Origin of the sequence: Flavobacterium xueshanense (genome assembly GCF_900112975.1) — a bacterium.
Classification (GTDB): domain Bacteria; phylum Bacteroidota; class Bacteroidia; order Flavobacteriales; family Flavobacteriaceae; genus Flavobacterium; species Flavobacterium xueshanense.
In genome coordinates this window covers 226,242-251,375 of record NZ_FONQ01000003.1, presented here as the reverse complement: position 1 = coordinate 251,375, position 25,134 = coordinate 226,242, and the positions used below count along the sequence as shown (strand labels likewise).

Genomic DNA, 25,134 nt, shown 5'->3' with positions numbered 1-25,134 from the left:
AAAAGGGTTGACTGTTACATTGACAGTTTTTCTTTGGGTAGCTTTGTTGTTTAGCGATTTTGTTTGGGAGAAGATGGATATTATTATAGTTCCAATGCTAATTTTAAATACTATTTCACTGTTTGGAACTATTTTGAATAGAATAAACTTGGGTAAAACAATTTATCTATGTTTTTTACTTATAGATATTCTCGTTTATTTTTTCTTAGTTTATTATTTAAGATTGTTTCTGGCTTTTGAAAAGATTTTAATTTAGAAAAATAAAAAAAATCCCGTCAAGTTTTAGAAACAAGACGGGATTACTATTTTAAAACCGAGTTATTAAGCAAGCATCGTAACTGGATTTTCTATAAATTGTTTCAATGTTTGTAAAAATTGAGCTCCAGTTGCGCCATCAATTGTTCTGTGGTCGCAAGCTAAAGATAACATCATTGTATTTCCTACTACAATTTGACCGTCTTTTACAATCGGTTTTTCTACAATAGCTCCTACAGACAGGATAGCAGAATTGGGTTGGTTAATGATTGAATTAAATTCGGTAATACCAAACATTCCAAGATTAGAAACTGTAAAAGTACTTCCTTCCATTTCTGTAGGTAATAATTTCTTGTTTTTTGCTCTTCCTGCAAGATCTCTTACGCTTCCGCCAATTTGAGATAAACTCATAGCATCTGAAAATCGTAATACAGGAACCACTAATCCATCTTCAACAGCTACAGCAACTCCAATATTTACGTGATGATTAATTAGAATTGAATCTTCTCTCCATTGAGAATTTATTTTTGGATGTTTTTTCAAAGCCATTGCGCAAGCTTTTATCACCATATCGTTAAAAGATACTTTTGTATCTGGAACGCTGTTAATGATAGCTCTTGATTTCATTGCTTCATCCATAGTCACTTCAATTACTAAGTTGTAATGTGGTGCCGTGAATAAAGATTCTGCTAAACGTTTCGCAATGATTTTTCGCATTTGCGAATTCTTGATTTCTTCTGTGAAAACTTCTCCTGCTGGAACAAATGGTTTTGCAGCGTCTACAGTTTCTGTTTTCGTCGATGCAGTTTCAGATGCCGCTGCCGGAGCAGCTGTAGTTTGTGGGGTAAAGTTTTCGATATCGCTTTTTACAATACGTCCGTTTTCACCAGAACCTTTTACTTGTGTCAATTGAATTCCTTTATCACTTGCAATTTTCTTTGCCAATGGTGATGCTAAAATTCGTTGACCGTCAGTTGATGGTTCTTGAACGATTGGTTCCGAAGCTTTTTCTGTTGAAGCAGCTTCTTTTTCTTCTACTGCATCAGGAGCCGCTTGTGGTGCTCCACCAGTTTTATAGTTTTCAGCAATTCCACTGATATCAGTTCCTGCAGGCCCAATGATTGCCAAAAGGCTATCAACAGGTGCAGTATTGCCTTCTTCGATTCCTACGTATAATAAAGTTCCTTCGTTGAAAGATTCGAATTCCATTGTTGCTTTATCGGTTTCGATTTCAGCAAGAATGTCGCCTTCAGCAACAGCATCACCTACTTTTTTTAACCAAGTTGCTACAGTTCCTTCGGTCATCGTATCGCTTAAACGAGGCATGGTAATAACTACAACTCCTTTTGGTAATGAAGTTGTTGCGGGTGCTGCAGCTTTTGTAACTTCAGGAATAGTTGCTGTTTCTTCATTAACTTTTGTTTCTTCTTTAGCTGGAGCTGTATCAGCTGGTTTTCCTGCTAGTAATGCCGAAATATCCTCGCCTTCAGTTCCTATAATTGCTAATAAAGAGTCTACCGGTGCAGTTTCACCTGCAGGTATTCCTATATGTAAAAGTGTTCCTTCGTTGAAAGACTCAAATTCCATTGTTGCTTTGTCAGTTTCAATTTCTGCAAGGATATCTCCTTCGCTTATTTTATCACCTACTTTTTTTAGCCAAGTCGCTACCGTTCCTTCCGTCATCGTATCGCTCAAACGAGGCATTGTAATTATTGTTGCCATAATTGATTTATAGTTTATGAGGTAAAAATGGATAGTTCTCTTGTTCGTATACTACATCGTAAAGTTGTTGAATAGGTGGGTATTCAGATTCTTCGGCAAATTTTACACATTCTTCCACTAAATCTTTTACCCTTTGATCAATAGCTTCGATTTCCTCTTCTGTAGCATACTTTTGATCTTTAATTACATCTAAAACTTGAGTAATTGGATCTATTTTTTTGTATTCTTCTACTTCTTCTTTCGAACGGTATAACTGCGCATCCGACATAGAGTGACCTCTGTAACGGTATGTTTTCATTTCAAGGAAAGTTGGTCCGTCTCCACGACGTGCTCTGTCAATTGCTTCAGTCATTGCTTCAGCAACTTTTACAGGATTCATTCCGTCAACAGGTCCGCAAGGCATTTCGTAACCTAAACCTAATTTCCAGATATCAGTATGATTGGCTGTTCTTTCTACAGAAGTTCCCATTGCATATCCATTATTTTCAACAATAAAAACAACTGGAAGTTTCCACAACATAGCCATATTAAAAGCTTCATGTAAAGATCCTTGACGTGCTGCTCCATCACCAAAATAAGTCATAGTAACACCGCCAGTTTCAAAATATTTATCGGCAAAAGCTAATCCTGCACCTACAGGAATTTGTCCTCCTACAATTCCGTGACCGCCATAAAAACGGTGCTCTTTTGAAAAGATGTGCATGGAACCACCCATCCCTTTTGAAGTTCCGGTAACTTTTCCTAAAAGTTCTGCCATTACGCGTCTAGGATCAACTCCCATACCTATTGGTTGAACGTGGTTTCTGTAAGCAGTAATCATTTTGTCTTTTGTCAAGTCCATTGCGTGCAATGCGCCAGCTAATACTGCCTCTTGACCATTGTATAAATGTAGAAAACCTCTAACTTTTTGTTGGATGTATAATGCTGCAAGTTTGTCCTCAAACTTTCTCCAAAGCAGCATATCTTCATACCACTTTAAATATACTTCTTTTGTAACTTCTTTCATCTGAATTTTTCTTTTGCTAAAGTGTTATTGTATTATCAATTTGTACCTATAACGCAAAACAGTTTCCTCCCACAAATTTGCGCCCCGAAGGGTCGGGATGCAAAAATAAGACATTCCAAGTAAGAACTAAAATTTAATAGGCAATTTTTGGATTTTTTACAAGAATTTTTTATCAAACATAAATGGGAGTAAATTTTTCAGGGATTCCGATTTGTAAATTGTACCTATTTCTCCCATAAAATAAATTTCTATTGGGGTCTCTTGTCGAATTTCATATTCGGCAATTGATTGTCTGCAAGAACCGCAAGGTGGAATTGGAGCTGTAGTTTGGTTTGTGTCCGAAGCAGCGGTAATTGCCATTTTTAAAACCTTGGCATCAGGGTAAATGGAGCCGGCATAAAATATTGCGACACGTTCTGCACAAAGTCCGGAAGGATATGCTGCATTTTCTTGGTTGGAACCTGTAACAATTTTACCGTTGTCTAAAACTAATGCAACGCCAACTCTGAATTTTGAATAAGGTGCATACGCATTTTTTCTTATTGCCACTGCTTGTTCCATTAAATTCTGAACATCATTTGGTAAATCAGTGGTGGAATCAAATACTTTAAATTTTGTTGTAATTGTTATTTCTTTCATGCTTTTAAAGGAAAAAAAATCCAAATTTCGTCTCGAAGCCTCGGATTGAAATTTGGATTGTTAATTATGATTTAATTTAAATTTAATATTCATCATACTTTTCGCCAAAATTGAATGTTAGTGAAAAACGAAGGGTATTTTCTAATGGATTTTTCACTTTAGAGGCTGAAAATAAATAAGAAACATCTACTTTGACTACGTTGTATTTGAAACCTGCACCAAGGGAGAAAAATTGTCGAGCACCTTTCACAGGACTTTCGTGAAAATAACCCAAACGCATTGCAAAGGACTCTTGGTACAAATATTCTGCTCCTACAGCGTAGGTAACTTCTTTGGCTTCTTCACCAAATCCATCAGGAGCATCACCAAATGACCTGAAAACACCGGATGTCCAGCCGATAGATCGGTAATCATCATTGTTTTGATTGCGTTCTTCGGATGTTACTGTTCCATCGCCGTTTAAATCTGGATCTTGTGGTGTTGGAACTAATAACTTATTAAATTCAACATTTAAGGCAACCTTATTATAGTCATCTAAAATAAAATCAAAACCAGTTCCTATTTTTAAATTTGCAGGAATGAAGTTATTGTTGAAATCATCATTGTCATAACTAATCTTTGGACCTAAATTTTGAATATTAAACCCCGCTCTCCATCTTCCGTTGAATTCGTTATACGCTATTTCTTCGGACTGGTAAAAACCGGCAACATCAACCGCAAATGTACTTGCTGATGAGGCGTCGTTATTATCAGAAGCTACTTTTAAATTTGAATTTATAAAACGTCCCGCGATCGCCATAGAAAATTTCTCGCTCAATTTTAAGGAATAAGATCCGTCAATAGCAAATTCGTTTGGAGAAACTGTTGGAAAGTCTTCTAGAGGATCGCCTGTTTGACGTAATTCAATATCTCCAAAACCAAAGTAGCGAAGGCTTCCTGCAAATGCACTTCGGTCATTCAATTTTTGATAATAGGTTAATTGTCCTAATGAAATATCATTTGCTATATCAGTAAGATAAGGCGTATAGCTGATGGAAAATCCTTGTGCATCAGTTGCAAAAGCATATTTTGCTGGATTCCATTGTTGAGAAAAAGCATCTGCAGAAGTGGCAACCCCAATATCAGCCATACCTGCTGCTCTTGCATCAGCTGTGACTAATAAAAAAGGAACCCCTGGATTTATTACCCTTTCTTGTGCGTTAGCAGAAGTAATTATAAATAAAAGGATAAAAAGTGGTATTATTTTTCTCATTTTGATGCAAATATTTATTAAACAAATATAGTATAATATTAAAGTATTACAAGTTTTTCAAATTTTTCAGATTTCTTATTGGTCAAGCTTGATTTTACAGTGAGTTTATACACATAAACGCCTTTTCCTATCCTGTCACCAAAATCATCTTTACCGTTCCAAGTTATTTCTTTGGATAAAAAGCCTTCTGTTGTGATAATTTGATTTTTTGTCCAAACTATTTTCCCTGTTATTGTCATTACTTGCACCTGAACTTCTAATGGTTCATAAGGTCTGTTGTGGGTAAACCAAAACTCAGTGTAACTAACGAAAGGATTGGGATAATTTAGAACATGTGACAATGTTATCGTTTCATCGCCCACTACAATAAATTGTATTTCCGCAGTTATGGGGTTGTTGTAAACATCCCATGCTTTGAATGTTATAGTGTGTAATCCAGGAGCTAAATTGCGCAACGGAAACCGAAGTGTTCCACTTGTAAAATCATCCAGATTTGTTTGATAATAATCATTTAAAACAAAAGGATTGGTCACATCTCCATCTAAAACGGCAACAATATCATGACCTATTCCACTGGCTGTATTGATGCCGTTTTCATCTTCGAGATGCGCAACCAGAAAGGGAGATTTATTTGTTATGCCTCCCGAAACAAAAGTCTCGTCGTTCATATATAACTTAACTCTTGGGCTAATATTGTCTGCTGTAGCGTTTTCGTTTATTCCGCCTATTTTTATGCTGGAGTCGAAACCAGTTTCATTTTGCAATGATTGATTTTTTTTAGCATAAAAACTAATTCTTCCGTTTGCCAATGGGACTCTAATATCTCTTGGTACAACAAAACTAAATTCAAATTTTCCATTAGTAACTGATGCGTTTCCCCTGAATATTGTTTCTCCTAAAACATTAAAGTTAATTACTGGACTGTTGCCATCATTATTATAGGTAGCTCTGGAGACTGTTTTGTCAAAAATAGTGGTGGAAATTTCGCCATTATAATTGGTCAATGGATTATTATTTTCGTCCGTAACTTCTCCTGTCAGTTTGATTTTTGCCAATGATTTGAAGTCGTCCATAGTTTGGGTAACGGGAACGTCATTTACCTTTGTCAGTCTGATTTTTGGTTTGGCTACTGCAAGCATTATGGCTGGGTCGCCAATATAAAAAACAACATTGGTCGCTGAATTTGGATTACTGTTTTTAGAGATTCTCAGCGCTTCTGCGATTGATGTGTATTGGTTTGAACCATACGACAACAGATTTTTGGTGAAAGCATCGTTGAAATTTTCTGCGCTAAACTGACCAATAGAGCGTATTGTGGTAATCATTGAAATTGCTCCGCCTTTTGGATTCCAATAGGTATATTCGCCGGCTGTTGGTCTAAACGGATTGTCAAAACGCGAGAACTCACACGTAATGGTTATAAACAAAGGATATTTGAATTGATTACTCAAGTTTTGTCCATCTAATTTTTCCCAAATTCGTTCTGCAGATAAGCCGTCTTCACCACCATGTCCCAAATAATTAAATACTAGAGCACCTTTTTCGAAAGCATTAAAAAAATCAGTTCGAGCTTTCGGATATCTGGAACCTCCTGCAGAGGCTTCTTGAGCGTAGGAATCTAAAAAAATTTTATTTACATTCAAGAACTGTTTTTGCGAAGCAATTGTGTTTGCAAGACTATTTTGTCTGCTTTGCAAACTGGCATCTGAAGGAATATCGGAATCATCAGAAACGAGTACAAAGTTATTTCTCCAGCTGCCGTAAGATTTTAAATCATGGTATTCAATTACTTTATTGACCATTTCATCAGCCTGTTTGGTGTCATTAACCAGCATTCTTCCCACCGCAATATCGATTCCGCCAAAATAAGAAACCACATTTCCTTCCGATGGATCCATTAACCCAAAAAAATCATCGGAGGCAAAAGAGGATTCGCCTGTAGTGTTACTGTTTAAGGAATGGTATATAGGTACAACATTTGTATTGTTTATGATTCGGTTTTTGAAATCGTAGGAGGCGTCGCCAAATAGGTTGATAAATCGTACTCTTTTATCCGGTGTTGAAGCATTTTCATAAATGTACTTGATACAGTTTCTTATGGCGGCAACGTCTTGTTTTCCGGAAGAAAACTCTTGATAGATCAATTCTAATGGAATTACTTTTACGTTTAAATTAGAATACGTACGATGAAAATTGGCTAATTTCTCCGCTTGTGAGGTTAAAAATGAAGGTGAAATAATTACATAATCAATATCTTGAAATTGAGCTTGGCTGTTTTTAAAAAGTGTGCCTTTGAGGTTTTGATTCGCAATTTTTGATTTGCTGTCTTTTAATGGTGTATAATAATCCGCTGGATCTACTGCGATGTATTTTCTCAGTTCACCAAGATTTGCTTTAAAACTAAAAGTGTTCTGGTTAGAATTCGCCACATTACTGATACTATGAATATCGGTAACATCCCAAATTTGAGAAATTCCCGTTGCATTTGAAATCTCATAATTTACAATTCCAATATTAGAAACAGATTGATCGTATTGAAAATGAAATTGTTTTCCGTAGCCTAAAAGTTTTCTTTTGGCGATAAGCCTAATATTGTCCAAAAAACCTTTGGAGCCCGGAACGCCATTATTATTGTATTTTAATTTTATTTTGATGTTTTCCGCTCCGCTGAAATTGGTATTATTCGGTAAAAATCCAACGATAAATTCGGTTCCTGAATTGCTTTTTAACGCCGGAAATGAAATGGTGCCAGCTGCATTTCCATTTGCGGTAACATTAAAAGAGGTTGGCGTAAAAGCGGCTGCTGCTGCTGTCAGCATGATTTTTACAGGAGCTGCGGAATCAAAATTTGGAAAAACAAAATCAAATTCCTGCTCATTCTTTACCTCAAATGATTCGCCAAACCATTGACGACCCAAACGGGCGATATTTACAAGATCCGCTTCATGGAACTGATAATCGTCAAAAGAAGTTAAATTCACAGTACTGTTTCCGGTAGGTTGTGTCAAAGTAGCGATTCTTTTTCCATCAGAGCCTTGTACGGTTATATAGTAATAAGATTTTTTATCATACAAATTCAGGTGAGTTCTGCTTTCCTGATTCCAATTGTCAACTCCTTCGCCATAAAAAAGGATGTAATCTTCATTGTTGAAAACACCGTCACTTTCACCGTTAATTTGAATAGCATTTTCGGTCAAATCATTTGGGTAGAAAATGTTATTTGACAATGGTAGCATTCGACCGCCATTACCGTATATTTTTATTTTCCTTGGATCAACAACACTAACATCAAGTCCCAGTTGTTGTAAAAAGCTTTTGGAGAGTTTGTAAACTCCTGATTTTTCGATATAAAATTGAAACCAATTGCCAGTTGCTAATACTGAATTAGAAATGGTGTTAGCAATTTTGCTGGATTGCCTGATTCTGGAGGTATTGTTTTCGATTTCATACGAAAAGGATTTGATTCGTTTAAATCCAAAATCGTCCTTAATTATAGGTGAAAGGGTAACAAATGCTTCTTTAAAATCTCTTGTATTAGAAACGATCAGACTTGCATTTATTGTTTTAGGAATGTTTTCGGAAGATAAGTCGCCAAGCTGAGAAAGGGTCATTGGCTCGTAAATGACGTTTGTAATCTGCACCTTTGCTTCGTCAAAAGTTACAGACTGTTTTGTATTTAGAGTAAAAATAAGCGCTTTAATGGAAGCATCATAATGAAAACTATTTCCTGTAAATTGAGGAATAATAACCTTAAAATCACCATAAGACATTTCTTTTTTTTCAAGCCATTCAAGGGTAACATCACCTTTTATTTGAGCCAAAGAAACTAACGGAATTAGGGCTAAAAAAGCCAAAAGTATTTTTCTCATTGTTTTTTTAACGTGATTAATAGTGAGTTATTATTAATCAGTAAAAATAAATCATTTCGTGTAATTGTAAATAATAAATATTATAAATTTGCGTTAGCATAGATAATTTAATGTTAAAGTTATATTTATAAATTTATTAAAAAAGTTAGATGCTGATTAATTGTTAATTATTATATTGCGGCACTAAAATTATTACCCACTAAAGAGTATGAAAGCAAACAGAATTATGGGCTTACAGGCGTTACTATCAATCATTTTGATTGTGGGTTTCTCCAGTTGCAGTAAAAAATCCAGCTCAAAGAACACTTCAAGAGCAACGGGTTGGAACATGGACAGTAAAAAAGGCTCAAGTAAGAAAAAGCAAGAAGCAGGACCGGGTTTGGTTTTTGTTGAAGGTGGAACGTTTACTATGGGTAAAGTGCAGGATGATGTTATGCATGATTGGAATAATACACCAACACAACAACACGTTCAGTCATTTTATATGGATGAAACTGAGGTGACTAATTCAATGTATTTGGATTATTTAGATTGGTTGAAAAGTGTTTATCCGCCAACAGAGGAAATTTACAAAAATATATATGAAGGTGCTTCGCCAGATACTTTGGTTTGGAGAAACAGATTGGGTTATAATGAAACGATGACTAATAATTACTTAAGACACCCATCGTACGCTGAATATCCAGTTGTTGGGGTAAATTGGATTCAAGCGGTTGAATTTAGTAATTGGAGAACGCAACGTGTAAATGAAGCGCTTTTAGAAAAAAACGGATACTTGAAAAAGAACGCAAAAACGCTTGATGTAACTGCTGAGAGTAATTTTGATACTGAAACCTATTTAAATTCACCTACTTCAGCTTATGGAGGAAATGAAGAGATTGTATTAAAAGGAGGAAAAGGAGCAAAGAAAACTCCTAAAGCTGGAAAAGACGGAACAGTTGCTGAAGCAAAAAATGTATATGCACAACGTTCTTCAGGAATTCTTTTGCCAGAATATAGACTGCCAACTGAAGCAGAATGGGAGTACGCAGCTGCTGCAGATGTAGGTCAAAGAGAATATAACATTTATAAAGGGCAGAAAAAATATCCTTGGTCAGGTGGGTACACCCGTTCAGGTAAAAGACAAAGTCAAGGAGATCAATTGGCAAATTTCAAACAAGGAAATGGTGATTATGGTGGAATCGCAGGTTGGTCTGATGATGGTGCTGATATAACAAATGAAGTTAAAAAATATCCGGCTAATGATTTTGGATTGTATGACATGGCAGGAAACGTAGCAGAATGGGTACAAGATGTTTACAGACCTATTGTTGATAATGAAGCCAATGATTTTAATTATTTTAGAGGAAATCAATACACTAAGAACAAAATTGGTTCGGATGGAAAAGTGGAGATTGTTACTAAAGACAACATGAAGTATGATACTTTAAGTAATGGTAGAATTGTTGCCAGAAACTTTCCAGGTCAGATTGCTCAAGTTCCAGTTGATGAACAAGAAACGTATTTGAGACAGAATTTTGATAAAAGCGACAACGTAAATTATAGAGATGGTGACAAACAATCTACCAGATATTATAATTTTGGTGATGCTGAATCTGATGATGAAAAAACAAAATCAGAGAAAACAATGTATAATTCTCCTAAACACAACGTTACAACAGACAGTTTAGGTAAAATGGTTAGAAAATACGACAGATCTAGCAAAAGAACTACATTGATAAATGATGAATCTCGAGTGTATAAAGGTGGTTCTTGGAGAGACAGGGCATATTGGTTAGATCCTGCACAAAGAAGATATTTTCCACAAGATATGGCTACGGATTATATTGGTTTTAGATGTGCTATGTCAAGAGTAGGACCAAAAGCAGATAAGAAAAGATCACCAAGAAATTAAATTTTTAATATATAATAAAAATAAAAGCCCTTTGATTAGGGCTTTTATTTTTTTAAAATCATTATAAATGGATATCAAGTACATTCATGATTTGTTTTTAAAATGTAGTTCAGTTTCGATCGATACACGTAAAATTGAGCCAAACTCATTATTTGTTGCTATAAAAGGAGAGCGGTTTGATGCTAATACATTTACAAAAGAAGCATTAGAAAAAGGTGCTTCATATATTATAATTGATGATGAAGCGTATTGCATTGATCAAAGGACAATTTTAGTTGAAGACAGTTTGGTTGCACTTCAGGAATTAGCAAAATTTCATCGTGATTATCTAAAATTGCCTATAATTGCTCTTACGGGAAGTAACGGAAAAACGACTACCAAAGAGCTTATTAATGCCGTGCTTTCTAGAAAATATAAAACTAAAGCAACCATCGGGAACCTCAATAACCATATTGGAGTTCCATTAACATTGCTTTCTTTTACTTCAGAAACTGAAATTGGAATAGTTGAAATGGGAGCGAATCACAAAAAAGAAATTGAATTTCTGTGTGAATTAGCAGAGCCGGATTACGGTTATATTACTAATTTTGGTAAAGCTCATTTAGAGGGTTTTGGTGGAGTTGAAGGAGTGATTGAAGGAAAAAGTGAAATGTATCGATACCTTTCGGCCCATGATAAGAGTGCTTTCATTAATTTGGAAGACCCAATTCAAGTTGAAAAGTCAATGTCGTTAAAAACTTATTCTTTTGGTATAAATAAAACAAATGTTGATGTAAATATTTTATCAATTAAAGCGAATCCGTTTGTTGAGATAGGCTATTCCGGACTTACAATACAATCCCATTTAATAGGGTTGTATAATGCAAATAACATTAACGCAGCACTTACTATAGGAAAACATTTTGGAGTTGCGGACAGTGAAATAAAAGTGGCCTTGGAAAGTTATATTCCTGAAAATAATAGGTCACAATTAGTGCAAAAAGGTTCAAATCAAATTATACTGGATGCTTATAATGCAAATCCAAGTAGTATGAAAGTAGCAATTGAGAATTTTCTACAATTAGAAAATTCTAATAAGGTTATGATTTTGGGAGACATGTTTGAGCTTGGAAAGGAAAGTTTGCAAGAGCATGAAGCAATTGTTGCCATGTTGTGCAATGATGAAAATGTAAAGTGTTACTTTGTTGGCCTAGCATTTTACGAAAATAAAATAGAGAAAGATAATTTTTGGTTCTACGATACTTTTGAAAGTTTTTCAAATGATTTTTCAAAAACGAAATTAAATAACGCTACAATTTTAATCAAAGGATCTCGAGGAATGGCATTAGAGCGAACCTTGGAATTTATTGAGTAGTTATTATGAAATAATTCAACTAAAAAGTCCATCAAAATTTAAGTTGATGGACTTTTTAGTTGAATTAAATACTCATTAAAAAACCAGTAAGATTTTCTTTTTTATTAAGTTCTAGTTTTTTTCTTAACCGGTAACGTGCTAATTCTACTCCGCCACTTGAAATATTCATGATTTCTGCAATTTCTTTCGTTGACATATTCATTAATAAATAGGTCGATAAATCCAATTCTCGGGGAGATATTGTTGGATATTTTTCTTTCAATCTCTTGAGAAAATCAAAATGGACATTCTTAATGTGTTTTTCTAAGTCTTTCCAGCTTTTGTCCGCATTAACTTCTTTAGTAATGCTTTTGTTCAATTTTGTAAATTGAAATTTGATAGAATCATCAAAGGATTCAACATTGATGTCTTTTAATTTGTAAATGATTCCATTAAGGATTTTGTTTTTCTTAACGACTTGCAGCGAGTTATTGACTAATTCTTTATCTTTTGCTAAAATCTTAATTTGCAACTTGTCGCTTTTTAATTTTTCAATTTCTTTTTCCAGTTCGTATTGCTCCTGCCTTATTTTAGATTCTTTCTCTAAATAAAGCCGTCTTTGTTCAATTGTTTCGTAATATTTGTTTTTTCGTATCTTCATTTTAACTTTGTTTTGAATGAAAAATACAGAAGCTACAATTAGTAAAAGATAAAATAAATACGCTACAAAATGTCTGTACCAAGGTGGTGAAACGGTAAAAGAGGCAACAGCTTCTTCCGATTGAATGCCGTGACTGTTTCTTACTTTTAACTTCATTTTATAATTACCTTCTCTTAAATTGGTGTACTCTTTTATGGCAGTTGTTGACCAATTACTCCATCGGGTATCAAAACCTTCCAGCTGATAAGAGAATTCCACATTTTCAAGATTTTCATAAGTCGGAGATGAGAATGTAAATTTCACTTGATTTGAAGCATACGGAATTTGTAGTTGTTCAATTTTATTTTGCACGTTTCCTAAAAGCAATATGTCTCCAGGATAGGAAAAGCTTCTTATGAACGCCTTGGGTTTTGTAACTAAATAATTGGATAGTGCAGGATTATAATGTGCTAAACCATCGGTTAAACCGATAAAAATGTTTTCGAGATTTATGGTGTTTATGGATAGGTAATTGTTAACTAAATTACCCGTTAAATTTGAAAATGGAGTTAATGTGTTTTTGTATTTTCCATTCGGGCGTTTCATCAAAACTCCTAAGGATTCATTGAATATATACCAAATATTACCATAATTATCCTCTGACAAGGAATAGATTTTAGGAATTTCCTTGAATAGTGCGCTAATTTTTGTATCCTCAAAAAACAAATCTTGTTCTTGTGAGTATTTAAAGAAACGGTTCTTTGTCTGAAAGTAAACTGTGTTTTTTATTCGCTGAATACTTCCAATTCCTTGAGCTGAATTTGACAAATTCTTATGTGTTTTGATTGATTTAAATTTTTTTAAATCTTCGGAAACCCTCATTTGATATAGTAAATCATCTTTTTTTAACCATAAATTATTTTCATCTAATTCAAATGTACTAGCTGATTTATCAAACCCGTCAATTTGGTTTTTGTATTCCAAGCCATTTGCTGATTTTTCAAATATAGTAAAGCCATTATAATTAGAACCTATAATGTAATTTGGACGATTTGGGATTGACTTAAATCCAAAATGCCCTTTTTTATTTAATGTTTTAACCACTTTTTCACCCAATATCAGTAAAGCGCCTCTATTGTGCGCGCACAATAACTGGTCGTCAATCACCTGGATGTTCCATGCCTGTCCAGTTGTTCCTTCGACAAGTGTGAATTTATTTTCTTTAATAGTATTGTTCCAAGAATGATAGAAAAGACCTTGATTGGTTGCCACATAAAGATTCCCTTTATGAACAACTGAGGCGTAAACAGTACTTAAACCAAAACTAAAACCAAAATAGGTAAACGGAGAATTCTCATTTACAAAGGCAATTCCGTTGTCCAGTCCCAGCCATAGATTGTTTTTATTGTCGAGGAAAGAGGTAAGAATCGTGTTGTTTTGAAGTCCTTTTTGATGATTTATCTGTTGAATTATTTTACCGTTTAAATCACAAATAATTATACCGTCTAAAACAGAATTCAGAACGATGAACTTATCCTTTATTGTTACACCTCCCAGAGAACTATTCTTTTTGATGAAAATATTGGCTTCGGTATCCCATGAAGTCATTTTTTCTCCGTCATACAAGTACAATCCTTTGTCTAAAGTGGCTATGAGTATTTTATTTTCAGGCATAGAAAACATTCCCCAAATTTCGGTATTGTTTAAAGTTGTTGAGCCTTTCAGAGGTTGTAATTGTCCGTTTTCATATTTCATTATGCCTTTAGAAACATCCTGAAAATACAGTTGGTTTTTCACTTGAAATGAAAATTGGAATCTATCAGGTGCTTCCAATAATTTGAGACTATTTTTTTTAAAAATATATGCTCTTGCAAAAGACTGGAAAATAACTTCATCACCATAAATGTGTATTTTCCAAATGAAGTCGATTGTATTAATGTTATCACGGTTTACTAATTTTGAAATGGAGAAATAAATTAATTTTCCTTTTGAATCTGCTTTGAAATAACCAAATTCATCATAACCACCCACAAAAATTTTCCCGGAGTCACCAATTTTTAAACATCTAATAGCGGATGAATTTGGTAAAGAGTATTTTCTCCAAGTAGAACCGTCAAATTGAAATAGGCCATTATTATTGGCAAAATACATATTGCCATTTTTGTCTTGGTCAATATTCCAGTTTTGGGTGCCGCCTTTATAATCAGTTCTTTTGTAATTTCTGATTTCTGGTAAGCCAATATTTTTTATCTGTCCATAAATTGTTAAGGAGGATAAAATCAGAAAAATTAGAATATGCAGTTTAGAAAATCTCATGCTTAAGTCTTAATGTAATGAGTTGATAATTATTTAAAAAAGATGATAAATAATATTTGTAAAAACACAGCTATTACGTTGTATTTAAATAAATTCTATAAATAAAGCATAATATTTATTTATTTTATAAATGTAGTGGTTTTAATTTAAATTAACATTTAAATAACAATGATAAAATATATATAAGATGTTGTAAAAATGTGTATTTATGATTTATTTGATGTGTTTTTGTTAGGTAATAAAAAAGAGTTTGATGTGTTTTTGTAATAAAAAATTAAAATGAATATAGAAAAAATAATCCTACTATTGCTCTAAATTACCAATTAATTAACCAAAATTTTTAGAAATATGAAATTTACAAAATTGTTTGTTTTTTGTCTTTTATCTGTTCTATTCTCAGTTTACTCACAAGCACAAGATATTACAGTAAATGGAAAAGTTTATGATGAAAACGGACTACCTATTCCAGGAGTATCCATTTTAATTAAAGGAACTCTCAAAGCCACGGCTTCGGATTTTGATGGGAATTATCAAATAAAGGCCGCATTAAAAGGCTCTTTAGAGTTTAGTTATGTAGGGTACAAAACAGTTCAAGAACCTATTAATGGAAGAAATCGAATTGATGTAAAACTGAAACCAACAACTGAAACCTTACAGGAAGTAGTTGTAGTAGGTTATGGTACGCAAAAGAAAAGCGTTGTTACTGGTGCGATATCTAGTGTAAGAGCTAAAGATCTTGAGAAAGTCCCTAATGGTCGTATTGAACAGGCTTTGCAAGGTAGAGTTTCAGGTGTCACCATTGCTGCCAGTTCTGGTCAACCAGGTTCATCTTCTACAATTCGAATAAGGGGGGTAACTACTTTTGGAGATGGAGGTAATAATCCTCTTTGGGTTGTAGATGGTGTTGTTGTAGATGCAGGAGGAATTGGATTTCTGAATCAATCGGATATAGAATCTATTGAAGTGTTGAAAGATGCTGCTTCTGCGGCAATTTACGGAACACGTGCTGCTACAGGTGTTATTTTGGTTACAACCAAAAAAGGAAAATCTGGAAAGATCTCTGTAAACTACAATGGGTTTACAGGAATTTCATCACCAGAGAAGACTTTAAATTTACTAAACGCTACTCAATATGGGGCTTTATTAAATGAAAAATCGGTTGCGGCTGGAGGATCTGCTCTATTTCCTAATTTAGCTGCTTTAGGTGTTGGTACAGATTGGCAAAAAGCGATTTTCAATACGAATGCTTTTCGTTACTCTCATGAGTTAAGTATCAGTGGAGGAAGTGATGTTTCTAATTTTTATGCTTCTTTTGGAATTCAAGATCAAGAAGGAATTGTTTCTACTGAAATTTCAAACTATACTAAAAAGAATTTCCGTTTGAACTCGACTCACAAATTATCTAAAGTATTTACTTTTGGTCAAACTTTTGGATTTTCAAGACAAAAAACAGTTGGTATCGGTAATACAAATAGTGAGTTTGGAGGGCCATTAAGTTCGGCAATCAACTTGGATCCAACCACTCCTTTGATAGAAACAGATCCAGTAAAAGTGAATGCTGCGCCTTACAGTACAAATCCTGTAATCCGTGATGCAAATGGAAATCCTTATGGAATTTCAAGTATAGTAGGTCAAGAGATGACGAATCCTTTGGCTTATGCAAAAACTAGATTAGGTGGTTATGGTATGTCGGATGATATTGTAGGAAATGCCTATTTAGAAGCGGCTATTACAAAACATATTAAAGTTAGATCAACTGTTGGTGGGAAATTATCTTCTTGGGGTGGACAAGGTTTTACCCCTGTTTTTTATTTAAGTGCCACTTCAAATGTGCTTAAAAACAGCTATAGTAAAAATGAAAATAAAAGTTTTGCTTGGAATGTTGAAAACATATTAACGTATGCAAATCAATTCGGAAGCCATAATCTAACGGTTTTATTTGGGCAAGGTTCTTATGTAGATAATATTGGAGGAGGATCTGGTTCTACATTATTTGGATTGCCGATTTTAGATTATCGTGATGCTTCTTTCAACTTTGACATTCCACAATCAGACAGAAGTAGCGGCACATACGATTTGGTAGAACATAAACTGACTTCTTTATTCTCACGCGTAAATTACGATTTTAAAGAAAAGTACTTGTTTACAGGAATTATTCGTCGCGATGGTTCAAGTCGTTTTGGAGCAAATAATAAATTTGGGGTATTTCCATCGTTTAATTTAGGATGGGTAGTGACCAAAGAAGATTTTTGGAAAGAAAGCAATGTGCTTAATACGTTGAAAATTAGAGGTGGTTATGGAGTGGTTGGAAATGATGCAATACCAAATTTCAGGTATCTTTCTTTAGTAGCAGGGGGTTATAATTATTCTTTTGGAAATACAGGAGCAATAACTACAGGTTATGCGAACCTTACACTTGATAATCCTGATTTGAGATGGGAGGAAACATCTCAAACAAATATTGGTTTTGAATCGAAATTTTTTACTAATGTAAACCTTACGGTAGATTTATACAAGAAAACAACCAGCGGAATTTTGCGTCCTATAAATATCCCAGGTTATGTTGGGGTTGCTTCAAATCCTACAGGAAACGTAGCTGATATGGATAATAAAGGGATTGAGGTTGAGCTAGGATATAAAAAGGCTTTTGGGGATTTTAATTTCTCTGCCAATGGGAATGTAGCGTACTTAGAAAATAAAGTCACTTATGTGGCTTCAGATTCTAATTATTTGGTGGGTGATGCTTCTTTTCAGGCAATGGGAGCAGTAACAAGAACTCAAGTAGGGCAGTCGTACAATTCATTTTACGGATTCAGGACAGCAGGTATTTTTCAAAATCAAGCAGAAATTGATGCATATAAGAATTCATCAGATGGTTTAATTCAGCCAAATGCACGTCCTGGCGATTTCCGTTGGGTTGATACAGACGGTAATGGTTCAATAGGAGATAATGACAAGCAATTTTTGGGAAGCAATATTCCAAAATACACATTTGGTTTGACCTTGAACTTAGATTATAAAAACTTCGATTTCATGGTGTTTACCCAAGGTGCGGCAGGAAATAAAATTTTTCAAGGATTGCGCAGATTGGATGTTGGAAATGCCAACTATCAAACAATCGCCTTGAACCGATGGACTGGTGAAGGAACTTCAAATGATTTTCCTAGACTTACAAATAACGATACCAATGGTAACTTTGGTAAAATGTCCGATTTTTATCTTGAAAACGGAGATTATTTGAGACTGAAATTAGTTCAATTAGGGTATACATTGCCAACTGATGCTGTGAGCAAAATAGGCGCCAGTAAAGTACGCTTTTATGTAACCGCTGAAAACTTGTTGACTTTGACTAAATATACAGGATATGATCCTGAAATTGGCGGAGGTGTTTTTGGAATAGACAAAGGGATTTACCCACAAGCAAGAACATTTATGCTTGGAGCTAATTTACAATTTTAATAAAATTAAGAATTATGAAAACGATAAAATTTAAATATTTATTTATTGCAGCAGCTGTAGTTTCATTCGGTTCCTGTTCTGAAGAATTTGTAGAGGTAACGCCAAAGGGGTCATTTCTTTCGGATAATTATTATGCAAATCAAGGCCAAGCTACCGCAGCTTTGGTGGGCGTTTATGACCCAATTAGAAAAAACACAAGTGGTTTCGAAAACATGGTAGGCATGATGAATGCTGGTTCAGATGATCATTTTGCTGGTGGTGGTGGCGCTTCGGATGGAGCAGGAATTCAAGGTTTTTCTACACATACTCTCACAAGTACAACTGTTCCTGAAAGTTTTTGGAATGATCATTACCAAGGAGTTTTTAGGGCCAACACTTTATTATTAAAATTACCGGGTGTTGCTATGCCCGATGATGTGAAAGCTCGATTTTCTGGAGAATCAAAGGCTTTAAGAGCGATGTATTATTTCAACTTGGTTAGAATATTTAAGAATGTTCCATTATTATTAGATCCTTTGACAGCTACTAATATGTATGAAGTTGAGCAAGCAGCACCCGATGCAGTCTATGCTCAAATAGAAAAAGATTTGATCGATGCAATCGCCACTTTACCCTCAACTGTTCCTGCTGATACAGAATCTGGACGTCTTACAAAAGGTGCTGCACAAGCTTTGCTTGGAAAAGTGTATTTACAAGAGGGTAAAAAAACGGAAGCAGCAGCTGTTCTAGCATTAGTAAATGGTACGCCAGGTGGAACAAATCAATATGGGAATAAATTGTTGACCAATTTTAATGATTTATGGATAGTTTCTAATAAGTTCAATAAAGAGTCACTTATTGAGGTTTCTCATACCAGTGCCGGTAATTCTGACTGGGGATTCTGGGGTTCTGGTCGCGACGAAGGAAATTCGTTGAATGTTATGGTAGGTCCTAGAAGTTATTCAAGAACTTCAGGTTCTACAGCGCCAAATTTACCTTCTGGATGGAGTTTTAATGTTATTACACAAGATTTATATGATGCCATAAAGTTGGATCCAAGGTTTGGTGCTACAATATTAGATTTGAAAGCTTTAAAAGCTGCTGGTAAAGCGGATTATATTGGAGGATATCAAGATACAGGATATTTTTTAAACAAATTTCTTCCTCGCAAAGAAGATGTAAGAACGGGTGGTGGAGCTGCAGAATTGAATTACAAACAAAATTCTTATATCATCAGATTAGCGGATACTTATTTAATGGAAGCCGAAGCATTAGGTTCAGGAGCAAGAGCACAAGCTTTGCTTGATGCAGTTAGATCAAGAGTTGGTTTGCCTTCTGTTCCCGTTACACTTGCGGCCATTAAAAATGAAAGAAGAGTGGAGCTTGCAGGGGAAGGACACCGATTTTTTGATCTTGTTCGATGGGGTGATGCAGCTTCTAAATTATCAAACAGAGGTTTTGTTGCCGGTAAAGATGAAATTTTCCCTATACCACTCAGAGAACTGCAGGGAACTAAATTGAAACAAAATCCAGGCTATAATTAATAAAAGATAAAATTATGAAAAAGATAAAATTAATTTTCAGCTTTATACTAATGCTAGTTGTAGCCACAAGTTGTACCGTTGAGGGAATTAACAATGATACGGCTCTTTTAGGCACAGAATCATCTGCTAATCTTAATAAAATATTTGATATCAGCTCTGATAACTCAGGAAAAGTAATAATCACTCCTACCGCAAATGGTGCTGTTTCGTTTAAAGTAGACTATGGTCATGGAACGGTATCGCCAGTGACGGTAGTTCCTGGAGCTAGTACAACCCATATTTATCCGGAAGGGAAGTATACGGTAAAAATTAGTGCCAAATCAATTTCTGGAGCCACAACTGAGCAAACATTTCCATTAGATGTTGTCTATAGAGCACCTGAAAACGTAACTGTTACTTTAAATAAAAGCATTCACAATTTAAAAGTAAAAGCCAAAGCAGATTATGCAAAATCATACTTAGTTTATTTTGGGGATGTTACTAATGAAGTTGGAACGCCATTATCTAATGACGGAGAACTTTCTCATGATTATGCAGTTGCCGGAACTTATAATGTAAAAGTTGTTGCGTTAAGCGGTGGTGCCGCCAAAACGGAAAAAATGACACCAACAATTATATACAATGCTTATGGGTTACCAATCACCTATGAATTAGCGACTCAAAATTATGGAGTTGGCGGAACTTTTGGAGGGGTTTCAACAGCCGTATTAGCCAATCCTTTTCCAACAGGGTTAAACACTAGCGCCAAGGTGTGGAGATATACTAAATCTTTAGGGGCAGAATCTTGGAGCGGAACCTATTCTCCATTAGATACTCCAATAGATTTTGCAATAGGAAAGAAAATCAAATTATTGCTGTACGCAACCGAAGTTGGTAAAAGTCTAAATGTAGAATTGGAATGGGCTGTAGGTGGAACGCCTGCAAATGGTGTTGCTGTTTTAAAAGTAGCGAATACTGTAGCCAATTCTTGGGAAGAATTAGTTTTTGATTTCAGTACAATTGCAGCAATTCCTGCTAATGCCAAATTCACTCAACTTGTATTTAGATACGATGATTCAGCGAAAGGATCAGGAGAAGTAATTTATATAGACAATATTAGATTAACTAATTAAAAAAAATATGAAAACAAATATCAAATACATTTTAGGGCTTTTCATAATAGCACTAATATTTAGTAGCTGCAACGAAGAAGAATATACTTTGGGCGATTTATCGGCACCTGCAAATGTTGTAATCAATACTGAGGTTGTCGGAGTTAATGCAGCGCATCCAAATGGTGACGGTTCAGGAAACGTAAAAATTTCTGTAACTGGAGACAATGCTCTTTCGTATAAAATAGATTATGATGCCAATACTCCAATGGATTTAGTTTATTTACCAACGGGTAAGACTACTAAAAAATATACGTCTGTTGGGATAAACACGTATAGAATCACTGTTATTGCTTTTGGCAAAGGAGGGACTTCGACTAATCTTACTAAAGATATAACGGTAAGAAGTGATTTTACTGTTGTTCCAGAAATTGTTACTGCTTTAACGAATAATGCTTCAAAAACATGGGTAGTAGATAAAAGTGTTGCAGGACATATTGGTGTTGGTCCTTGGAACATTGCTTCTATCAGACCAGAATGGTGGGCCGGTGGTGTTAATGAAAAAGTAGCTTCAGCAAATTGTTTTTACACAGCTACTTTTACTTTTGCCACAGTTGCCGTTTCTGGAACGTTCTCACTGAAAGTTGCTACTCCGGACGGTGCGTTCACAAAAACAGGTTCACTGACGACACTTCCGGGTATTCCAGGTTCAGGAGATGAAGGATGTTATAGTTACGGTGGTGGAACTTCTGTTTTTAGTTTCATCCCAGCGTCATCAGGAGCGCCAAAAGTACCTACTAATAAAGATAATTCCACTTCTACTCAAACCAGTATTTTATTGTCTGGCGCGAATACTTTCATAGGATATGGTGCAGTTCAAAAGGAATATGAGATTTTGGTTATAACACCAACGTATTTGTTTCTCCGTGTACAAGGAACCGAAACTGGAAATGCTTGGTATCTAAAATTGAAACCGGCACTATAATAAATAATAAAATGTAAGCTCAGATCTGTCAAAAGTCTGAGCTTAATTGTAAGAATTAATCTTATAAAATTTTTAAAGGATGGGAAATAATATGCCATTTCAATTTTCAAAAAATACGAATTGTTTATTTTTATTGGCTTTAACTAATTTTTTCCTGTTGTTTTCTTGCAGTGGAAGCAATAATACGGAAGACGGAACTGTGACTGCACCTTCAAATCTTATGGTGTCAGCAACTGTAGCTGGTGCAACAGCACAAAATCCAAACGGCGATGGTAGCGGGACCGTTAATTTCAACATCAGTGCAACTAATGCCTCTTCCTATAAAATTTTACTTGGTAACGGAGAAACCAAAGAGTTAACAAACGGAAGTTTTACTTACACTTATACAACAGCGGGTACAAATACTTATGTTATATATGTGTCAGCATATAATTCAGGACAATTTGTTTCTTCCACTGTTTCAGTAACGGTTTTCGTAGGTTCTGTTTTAGTGTGGTCAGATGAGTTTAATGCTAATGGAGCACCCGATAGCTCAAAATGGGGATATGATTTAGGCGCAGGTGGTTGGGGGAATAATGAATCCCAATATTACACTAAACGACCAGAAAACATAATTGTTCAAGATGGTTTGTTAAAAATTAAAACGCTAAAAGAAAGTTTCAGTGGAAGCAATTATACTTCGGCTCGAATCCTTACAAAAGATAAATTTTCGTTCAAATACGGAAGAGTAGAAATTAGAGCGAAACTGGCGTTGGGTGCGGGAACTTGGTCCGCTTTATGGATGTTAGGAAGTAATTTAAGTACAGCGGGTTGGCCGGCTTGTGGAGAAATTGATATGATGGAACATGTTGGCAACGATCTGAATAAGATTCATGGAACCTTACATTCTACCGGACGTTCGGGAAATTCACCCGATTCAGGAAACTTGCTAATTTCAAATGCTGCCACAGAATTTCACGTTTATTCTATAGATTGGTCAGCAAAATCAATCAAGTTTTACGTTGATAGTCAACTGTTTTATACGTTTGTAAATTCGGCTAGTTTTCCTTTTAATCAAAAATTTTTCTTAATCATAAATTGTGCAATGGGAGGAAATTTTGGCGGAGCAATAGATCCTAATTTCGTGGCTTCCACTTTTGAGGTAGATTACATTAGGGTTTATAATTAATTATATTTTTGTTTAGTTAGGACTTCATAAAGAGCTTCTGCTTGTAAGTTGGACAGAAGCTCAAGTGGAGTGTTGTATGCAACAACAACTATAAATTCATCAAAACTGTATAAATGATTCAGGTGAAAAAATAACTGTCTCGGTGGTTTGTTTGCATAAGAAATTTAAATTATTCTTTCGAAAATTAAAAAACTCAACTCCAAAAAATCGCCCTGTTATTTTGATGGCGATATACACCTGAAGTTTAGAGTAGACAGAATAATAATACTTAAAAAAGAAATGGATGAGCGCCGCGATGCTACACAAATAAAATTTTTAGGGTCTTTTGGAATAGTCACTAGTTTTAAACACAACGAATCCGTAATTAAATTGCTAGATTTTTTTTCATTCGAAAAATAATATTTTGAATGTAGACAAAAATGCCGTTTTATGCGATGCAAAAGACTTGAAATATCCATCACATCATTTACTGGTTTATGTTGAAATAAACTTTAAATAAATTATGAACACTATAAAAAATAGTATGAAATTTTTAGCTGTATTAACCCTTACGCTGCTTATGTCAAAATGTTCTCCGTCAGGAGAGCCTGTTGATCCACAGCCAACGCCAACTCCGCCAGTGGCAGTAACAAATCAAATGGATTTTTGGTTGACCAGAGGAAATCAAAGTGTGGCACTTCAAAAGCAAACCTCAATTTTAGCATTTGGCACAGCTTATAATAATTATGCAAATATTGAAGTTGACGATACTAAAACGTTTCAAACAATCGATGGTTTTGGATATACTTTAACGGGAGGCAGCGCACAGGTTATTAATCAATTAAACGCGCAAAAGAGACAAGAATTATTAAAAGAATTGTTTGGAAATAATGATAATTCAATTGCAATTAGCTATTTGAGAGTCAGTATTGGCGCCTCAGATTTGAATGCAGCGCCATTTACCTATGATGATTTGCCAAGCGGACAAACGGATGTAAATTTGGATAATTTTAGTTTGGCACCAGATAAAACGGATTTAATTCCAATGCTAAAAGAAATCGTGGCAATCAATCCAAATATTAAAATTATGGCAGCTCCATGGTCGCCACCAGTTTGGATGAAAGATAATAATGGATTTGTAGGCGGAAGCTTGAAGCCGGAATTTTACGCCGTTTATGCAAAATATTTTGTGAAATACATTCAAACAATGAAAGCCGAAGGAATCACCATAGATGCCATTACGCCACAAAACGAACCGTTGCATCCGGGCAATAATCCTAGCATGTTGATGATTGCGTTGCATCAGGCTGATTTTATAAAAAATCATTTAGGTCCCGCTTTCAAGGCTGCAAATTTGTCCACTAAAATTGTAGCGTATGACCATAATTGCAACAAACCGGAATATCCTATTGCGGTGCTGAATGATCCGGGCGCGAATCCTTATATTGACGGCTCTGCCTTTCATTTGTATGAAGGAGATATAAGCGCTTTATCTGCAGTTCACAATGCTTTCCCTAATAAAAATATCTATTTTACGGAGCAATACACGTCTTCGACAGGCAGTTTTGAAGGGGATTTAAAATGGCATGTAAAAAATGTAATTATTGGTTCCATGCGAAATTGGAGTAAAACAGCATTGGAATGGAACTTAGCAAATAATGCTTCTTTTGGACCAAATACTCCCGGTGGTTGCACTACTTGTAAAGGTGCATTGACGATCAACAGCAGTGATAGTTTTACAAGAAATGTAGCCTATTATATAATTGCTCATGCTTCCAAATTTGTTCCTGCTGGTTCAGTGCGAATTTTGAGTAACTTTAGTGGAAATTTGAATAATGTGGCATTTAAAACGCCTGATGGGAAAAAAGTTTTAATCGTTGAAAATGATGGAAGCACTTCTGAAATTTTTAATGTTAAATACAATGGAAATTGGATTACTACTTCACTGGAAGCAGGATCAGTAGCAACGTATATCTGGTAAAATAGCAATCGCATAACAATGA

The 25,134-nt window shown here is 34.9% G+C and carries 14 protein-coding genes; 8 read left to right on the top strand and 6 right to left on the bottom strand.

Annotated elements, in window-relative coordinates; translation table 11 throughout:
• Positions 1-321: 321 nt before the first annotated feature.
• The 5 genes from BMZ76_RS05610 to porU all read right to left on the bottom strand — a co-directional run bounded on the left by BMZ76_RS05610 (position 322) and on the right by porU (position 8,743).
• Entirely contained in the window at positions 322-1,977 is a 1,656-nt protein-coding gene (locus BMZ76_RS05610; RefSeq protein ID WP_091203732.1) for a pyruvate dehydrogenase complex dihydrolipoamide acetyltransferase, read from the bottom strand.
• 7 nt (positions 1,978-1,984) lie between these two features.
• A complete protein-coding gene (gene pdhA, locus BMZ76_RS05605; protein ID WP_091203731.1) occupies positions 1,985-2,983 on the bottom strand; it encodes a pyruvate dehydrogenase (acetyl-transferring) E1 component subunit alpha in 999 nt (332 codons plus the stop codon).
• A gap of 156 nt (positions 2,984-3,139) precedes the next feature.
• Positions 3,140-3,622, bottom strand: a complete 483-nt coding sequence (gene cdd / locus BMZ76_RS05600) for a cytidine deaminase (RefSeq protein WP_091203730.1) — start codon at positions 3,620-3,622, stop codon at positions 3,140-3,142.
• Positions 3,623-3,704: 82 nt separating this feature from the next.
• On the bottom strand, positions 3,705-4,874 hold the full coding sequence (gene porV, locus BMZ76_RS05595; RefSeq protein ID WP_091203729.1) for a type IX secretion system outer membrane channel protein PorV: 1,170 nt from the start codon (positions 4,872-4,874) through the stop codon (positions 3,705-3,707).
• 38 nt (positions 4,875-4,912) lie between these two features.
• Positions 4,913-8,743, bottom strand: coding sequence for a type IX secretion system sortase PorU (porU, locus tag BMZ76_RS05590; protein WP_091203728.1), 3,831 nt, complete (start codon positions 8,741-8,743; stop codon positions 4,913-4,915).
• A gap of 208 nt (positions 8,744-8,951) precedes the next feature.
• Here porU and gldJ point away from each other — a divergent pair, with 208 nt between their 5' ends.
• Both gldJ and BMZ76_RS05580 read left to right on the top strand, forming a co-directional pair.
• Positions 8,952-10,637: a gliding motility lipoprotein GldJ gene (gene gldJ / locus BMZ76_RS05585; RefSeq protein WP_091203727.1), complete on the top strand. Its 1,686-nt coding sequence runs from the start codon at positions 8,952-8,954 to the stop codon at positions 10,635-10,637.
• Between the two features lie 67 nt (positions 10,638-10,704).
• Positions 10,705-11,991, top strand: coding sequence for a UDP-N-acetylmuramoyl-tripeptide--D-alanyl-D-alanine ligase (locus BMZ76_RS05580; RefSeq protein WP_091203726.1), 1,287 nt, complete (start codon positions 10,705-10,707; stop codon positions 11,989-11,991).
• A gap of 64 nt (positions 11,992-12,055) precedes the next feature.
• Here the strand turns inward: BMZ76_RS05580 and BMZ76_RS05575 are convergent, their stop codons facing one another.
• The gene (locus tag BMZ76_RS05575) at positions 12,056-14,926 is read right to left on the bottom strand and encodes a triple tyrosine motif-containing protein (protein WP_091203725.1); all 2,871 of its coding nucleotides are present in this window, start codon (positions 14,924-14,926) and stop codon (positions 12,056-12,058) included.
• Between the two features lie 348 nt (positions 14,927-15,274).
• Between BMZ76_RS05575 and BMZ76_RS05570 the strand changes: the two genes are divergently transcribed.
• The 6 genes from BMZ76_RS05570 (at position 15,275) to BMZ76_RS05545 (ending at position 25,112) form a co-directional block, all read left to right on the top strand.
• Positions 15,275-18,385 carry a SusC/RagA family TonB-linked outer membrane protein gene (locus BMZ76_RS05570; RefSeq protein ID WP_091203724.1) on the top strand — a complete coding sequence of 1,037 codons (3,111 nt, stop codon included), beginning with the start codon at positions 15,275-15,277 and terminating at the stop codon, positions 18,383-18,385.
• Positions 18,386-18,399: 14 nt separating this feature from the next.
• Positions 18,400-19,908, top strand: coding sequence for a RagB/SusD family nutrient uptake outer membrane protein (locus tag BMZ76_RS05565; RefSeq protein WP_091203723.1), 1,509 nt, complete (start codon positions 18,400-18,402; stop codon positions 19,906-19,908).
• A 14-nt stretch (positions 19,909-19,922) separates the two neighbouring features.
• Positions 19,923-21,020 (top strand): hypothetical protein, encoded by a 1,098-nt coding sequence (locus BMZ76_RS05560; RefSeq protein ID WP_143071052.1) that lies wholly within the window; start codon positions 19,923-19,925, stop codon positions 21,018-21,020.
• Between the two features lie 7 nt (positions 21,021-21,027).
• Complete coding sequence (locus BMZ76_RS05555; protein ID WP_091203721.1) at positions 21,028-21,984, top strand: hypothetical protein; 957 nt, start codon at positions 21,028-21,030, stop codon at positions 21,982-21,984.
• A gap of 79 nt (positions 21,985-22,063) precedes the next feature.
• The gene (locus BMZ76_RS05550; protein ID WP_244281756.1) at positions 22,064-23,152 is read left to right on the top strand and encodes a family 16 glycosylhydrolase; all 1,089 of its coding nucleotides are present in this window, start codon (positions 22,064-22,066) and stop codon (positions 23,150-23,152) included.
• A 502-nt stretch (positions 23,153-23,654) separates the two neighbouring features.
• The gene (locus BMZ76_RS05545; RefSeq protein ID WP_244281755.1) at positions 23,655-25,112 is read left to right on the top strand and encodes a glycoside hydrolase family 30 protein; all 1,458 of its coding nucleotides are present in this window, start codon (positions 23,655-23,657) and stop codon (positions 25,110-25,112) included.
• The last annotated feature ends 22 nt before the right edge of the window (positions 25,113-25,134 follow it).

Coding starts and splice junctions, on each gene's coding strand:
- BMZ76_RS05545 (WP_244281755.1), top strand. CDS start 23,655: ATGAACACTATAAAAAATAGTATGAAATTTTTAGCTGTATTAACCCTT.
- BMZ76_RS05580 (WP_091203726.1), top strand. CDS start 10,705: ATGGATATCAAGTACATTCATGATTTGTTTTTAAAATGTAGTTCAGTT.
- pdhA (WP_091203731.1), bottom strand. CDS start 2,983: ATGAAAGAAGTTACAAAAGAAGTATATTTAAAGTGGTATGAAGATATG.
- porU (WP_091203728.1), bottom strand. CDS start 8,743: ATGAGAAAAATACTTTTGGCTTTTTTAGCCCTAATTCCGTTAGTTTCT.
- BMZ76_RS05570 (WP_091203724.1), top strand. CDS start 15,275: ATGAAATTTACAAAATTGTTTGTTTTTTGTCTTTTATCTGTTCTATTC.
- BMZ76_RS05550 (WP_244281756.1), top strand. CDS start 22,064: ATGGGAAATAATATGCCATTTCAATTTTCAAAAAATACGAATTGTTTA.
- BMZ76_RS05555 (WP_091203721.1), top strand. CDS start 21,028: ATGAAAACAAATATCAAATACATTTTAGGGCTTTTCATAATAGCACTA.
- gldJ (WP_091203727.1), top strand. CDS start 8,952: ATGAAAGCAAACAGAATTATGGGCTTACAGGCGTTACTATCAATCATT.
- BMZ76_RS05560 (WP_143071052.1), top strand. CDS start 19,923: ATGAAAAAGATAAAATTAATTTTCAGCTTTATACTAATGCTAGTTGTA.
- BMZ76_RS05610 (WP_091203732.1), bottom strand. CDS start 1,977: ATGGCAACAATAATTACAATGCCTCGTTTGAGCGATACGATGACGGAA.
- cdd (WP_091203730.1), bottom strand. CDS start 3,622: ATGAAAGAAATAACAATTACAACAAAATTTAAAGTATTTGATTCCACC.
- BMZ76_RS05575 (WP_091203725.1), bottom strand. CDS start 14,926: ATGAGATTTTCTAAACTGCATATTCTAATTTTTCTGATTTTATCCTCC.
- BMZ76_RS05565 (WP_091203723.1), top strand. CDS start 18,400: ATGAAAACGATAAAATTTAAATATTTATTTATTGCAGCAGCTGTAGTT.
- porV (WP_091203729.1), bottom strand. CDS start 4,874: ATGAGAAAAATAATACCACTTTTTATCCTTTTATTTATAATTACTTCT.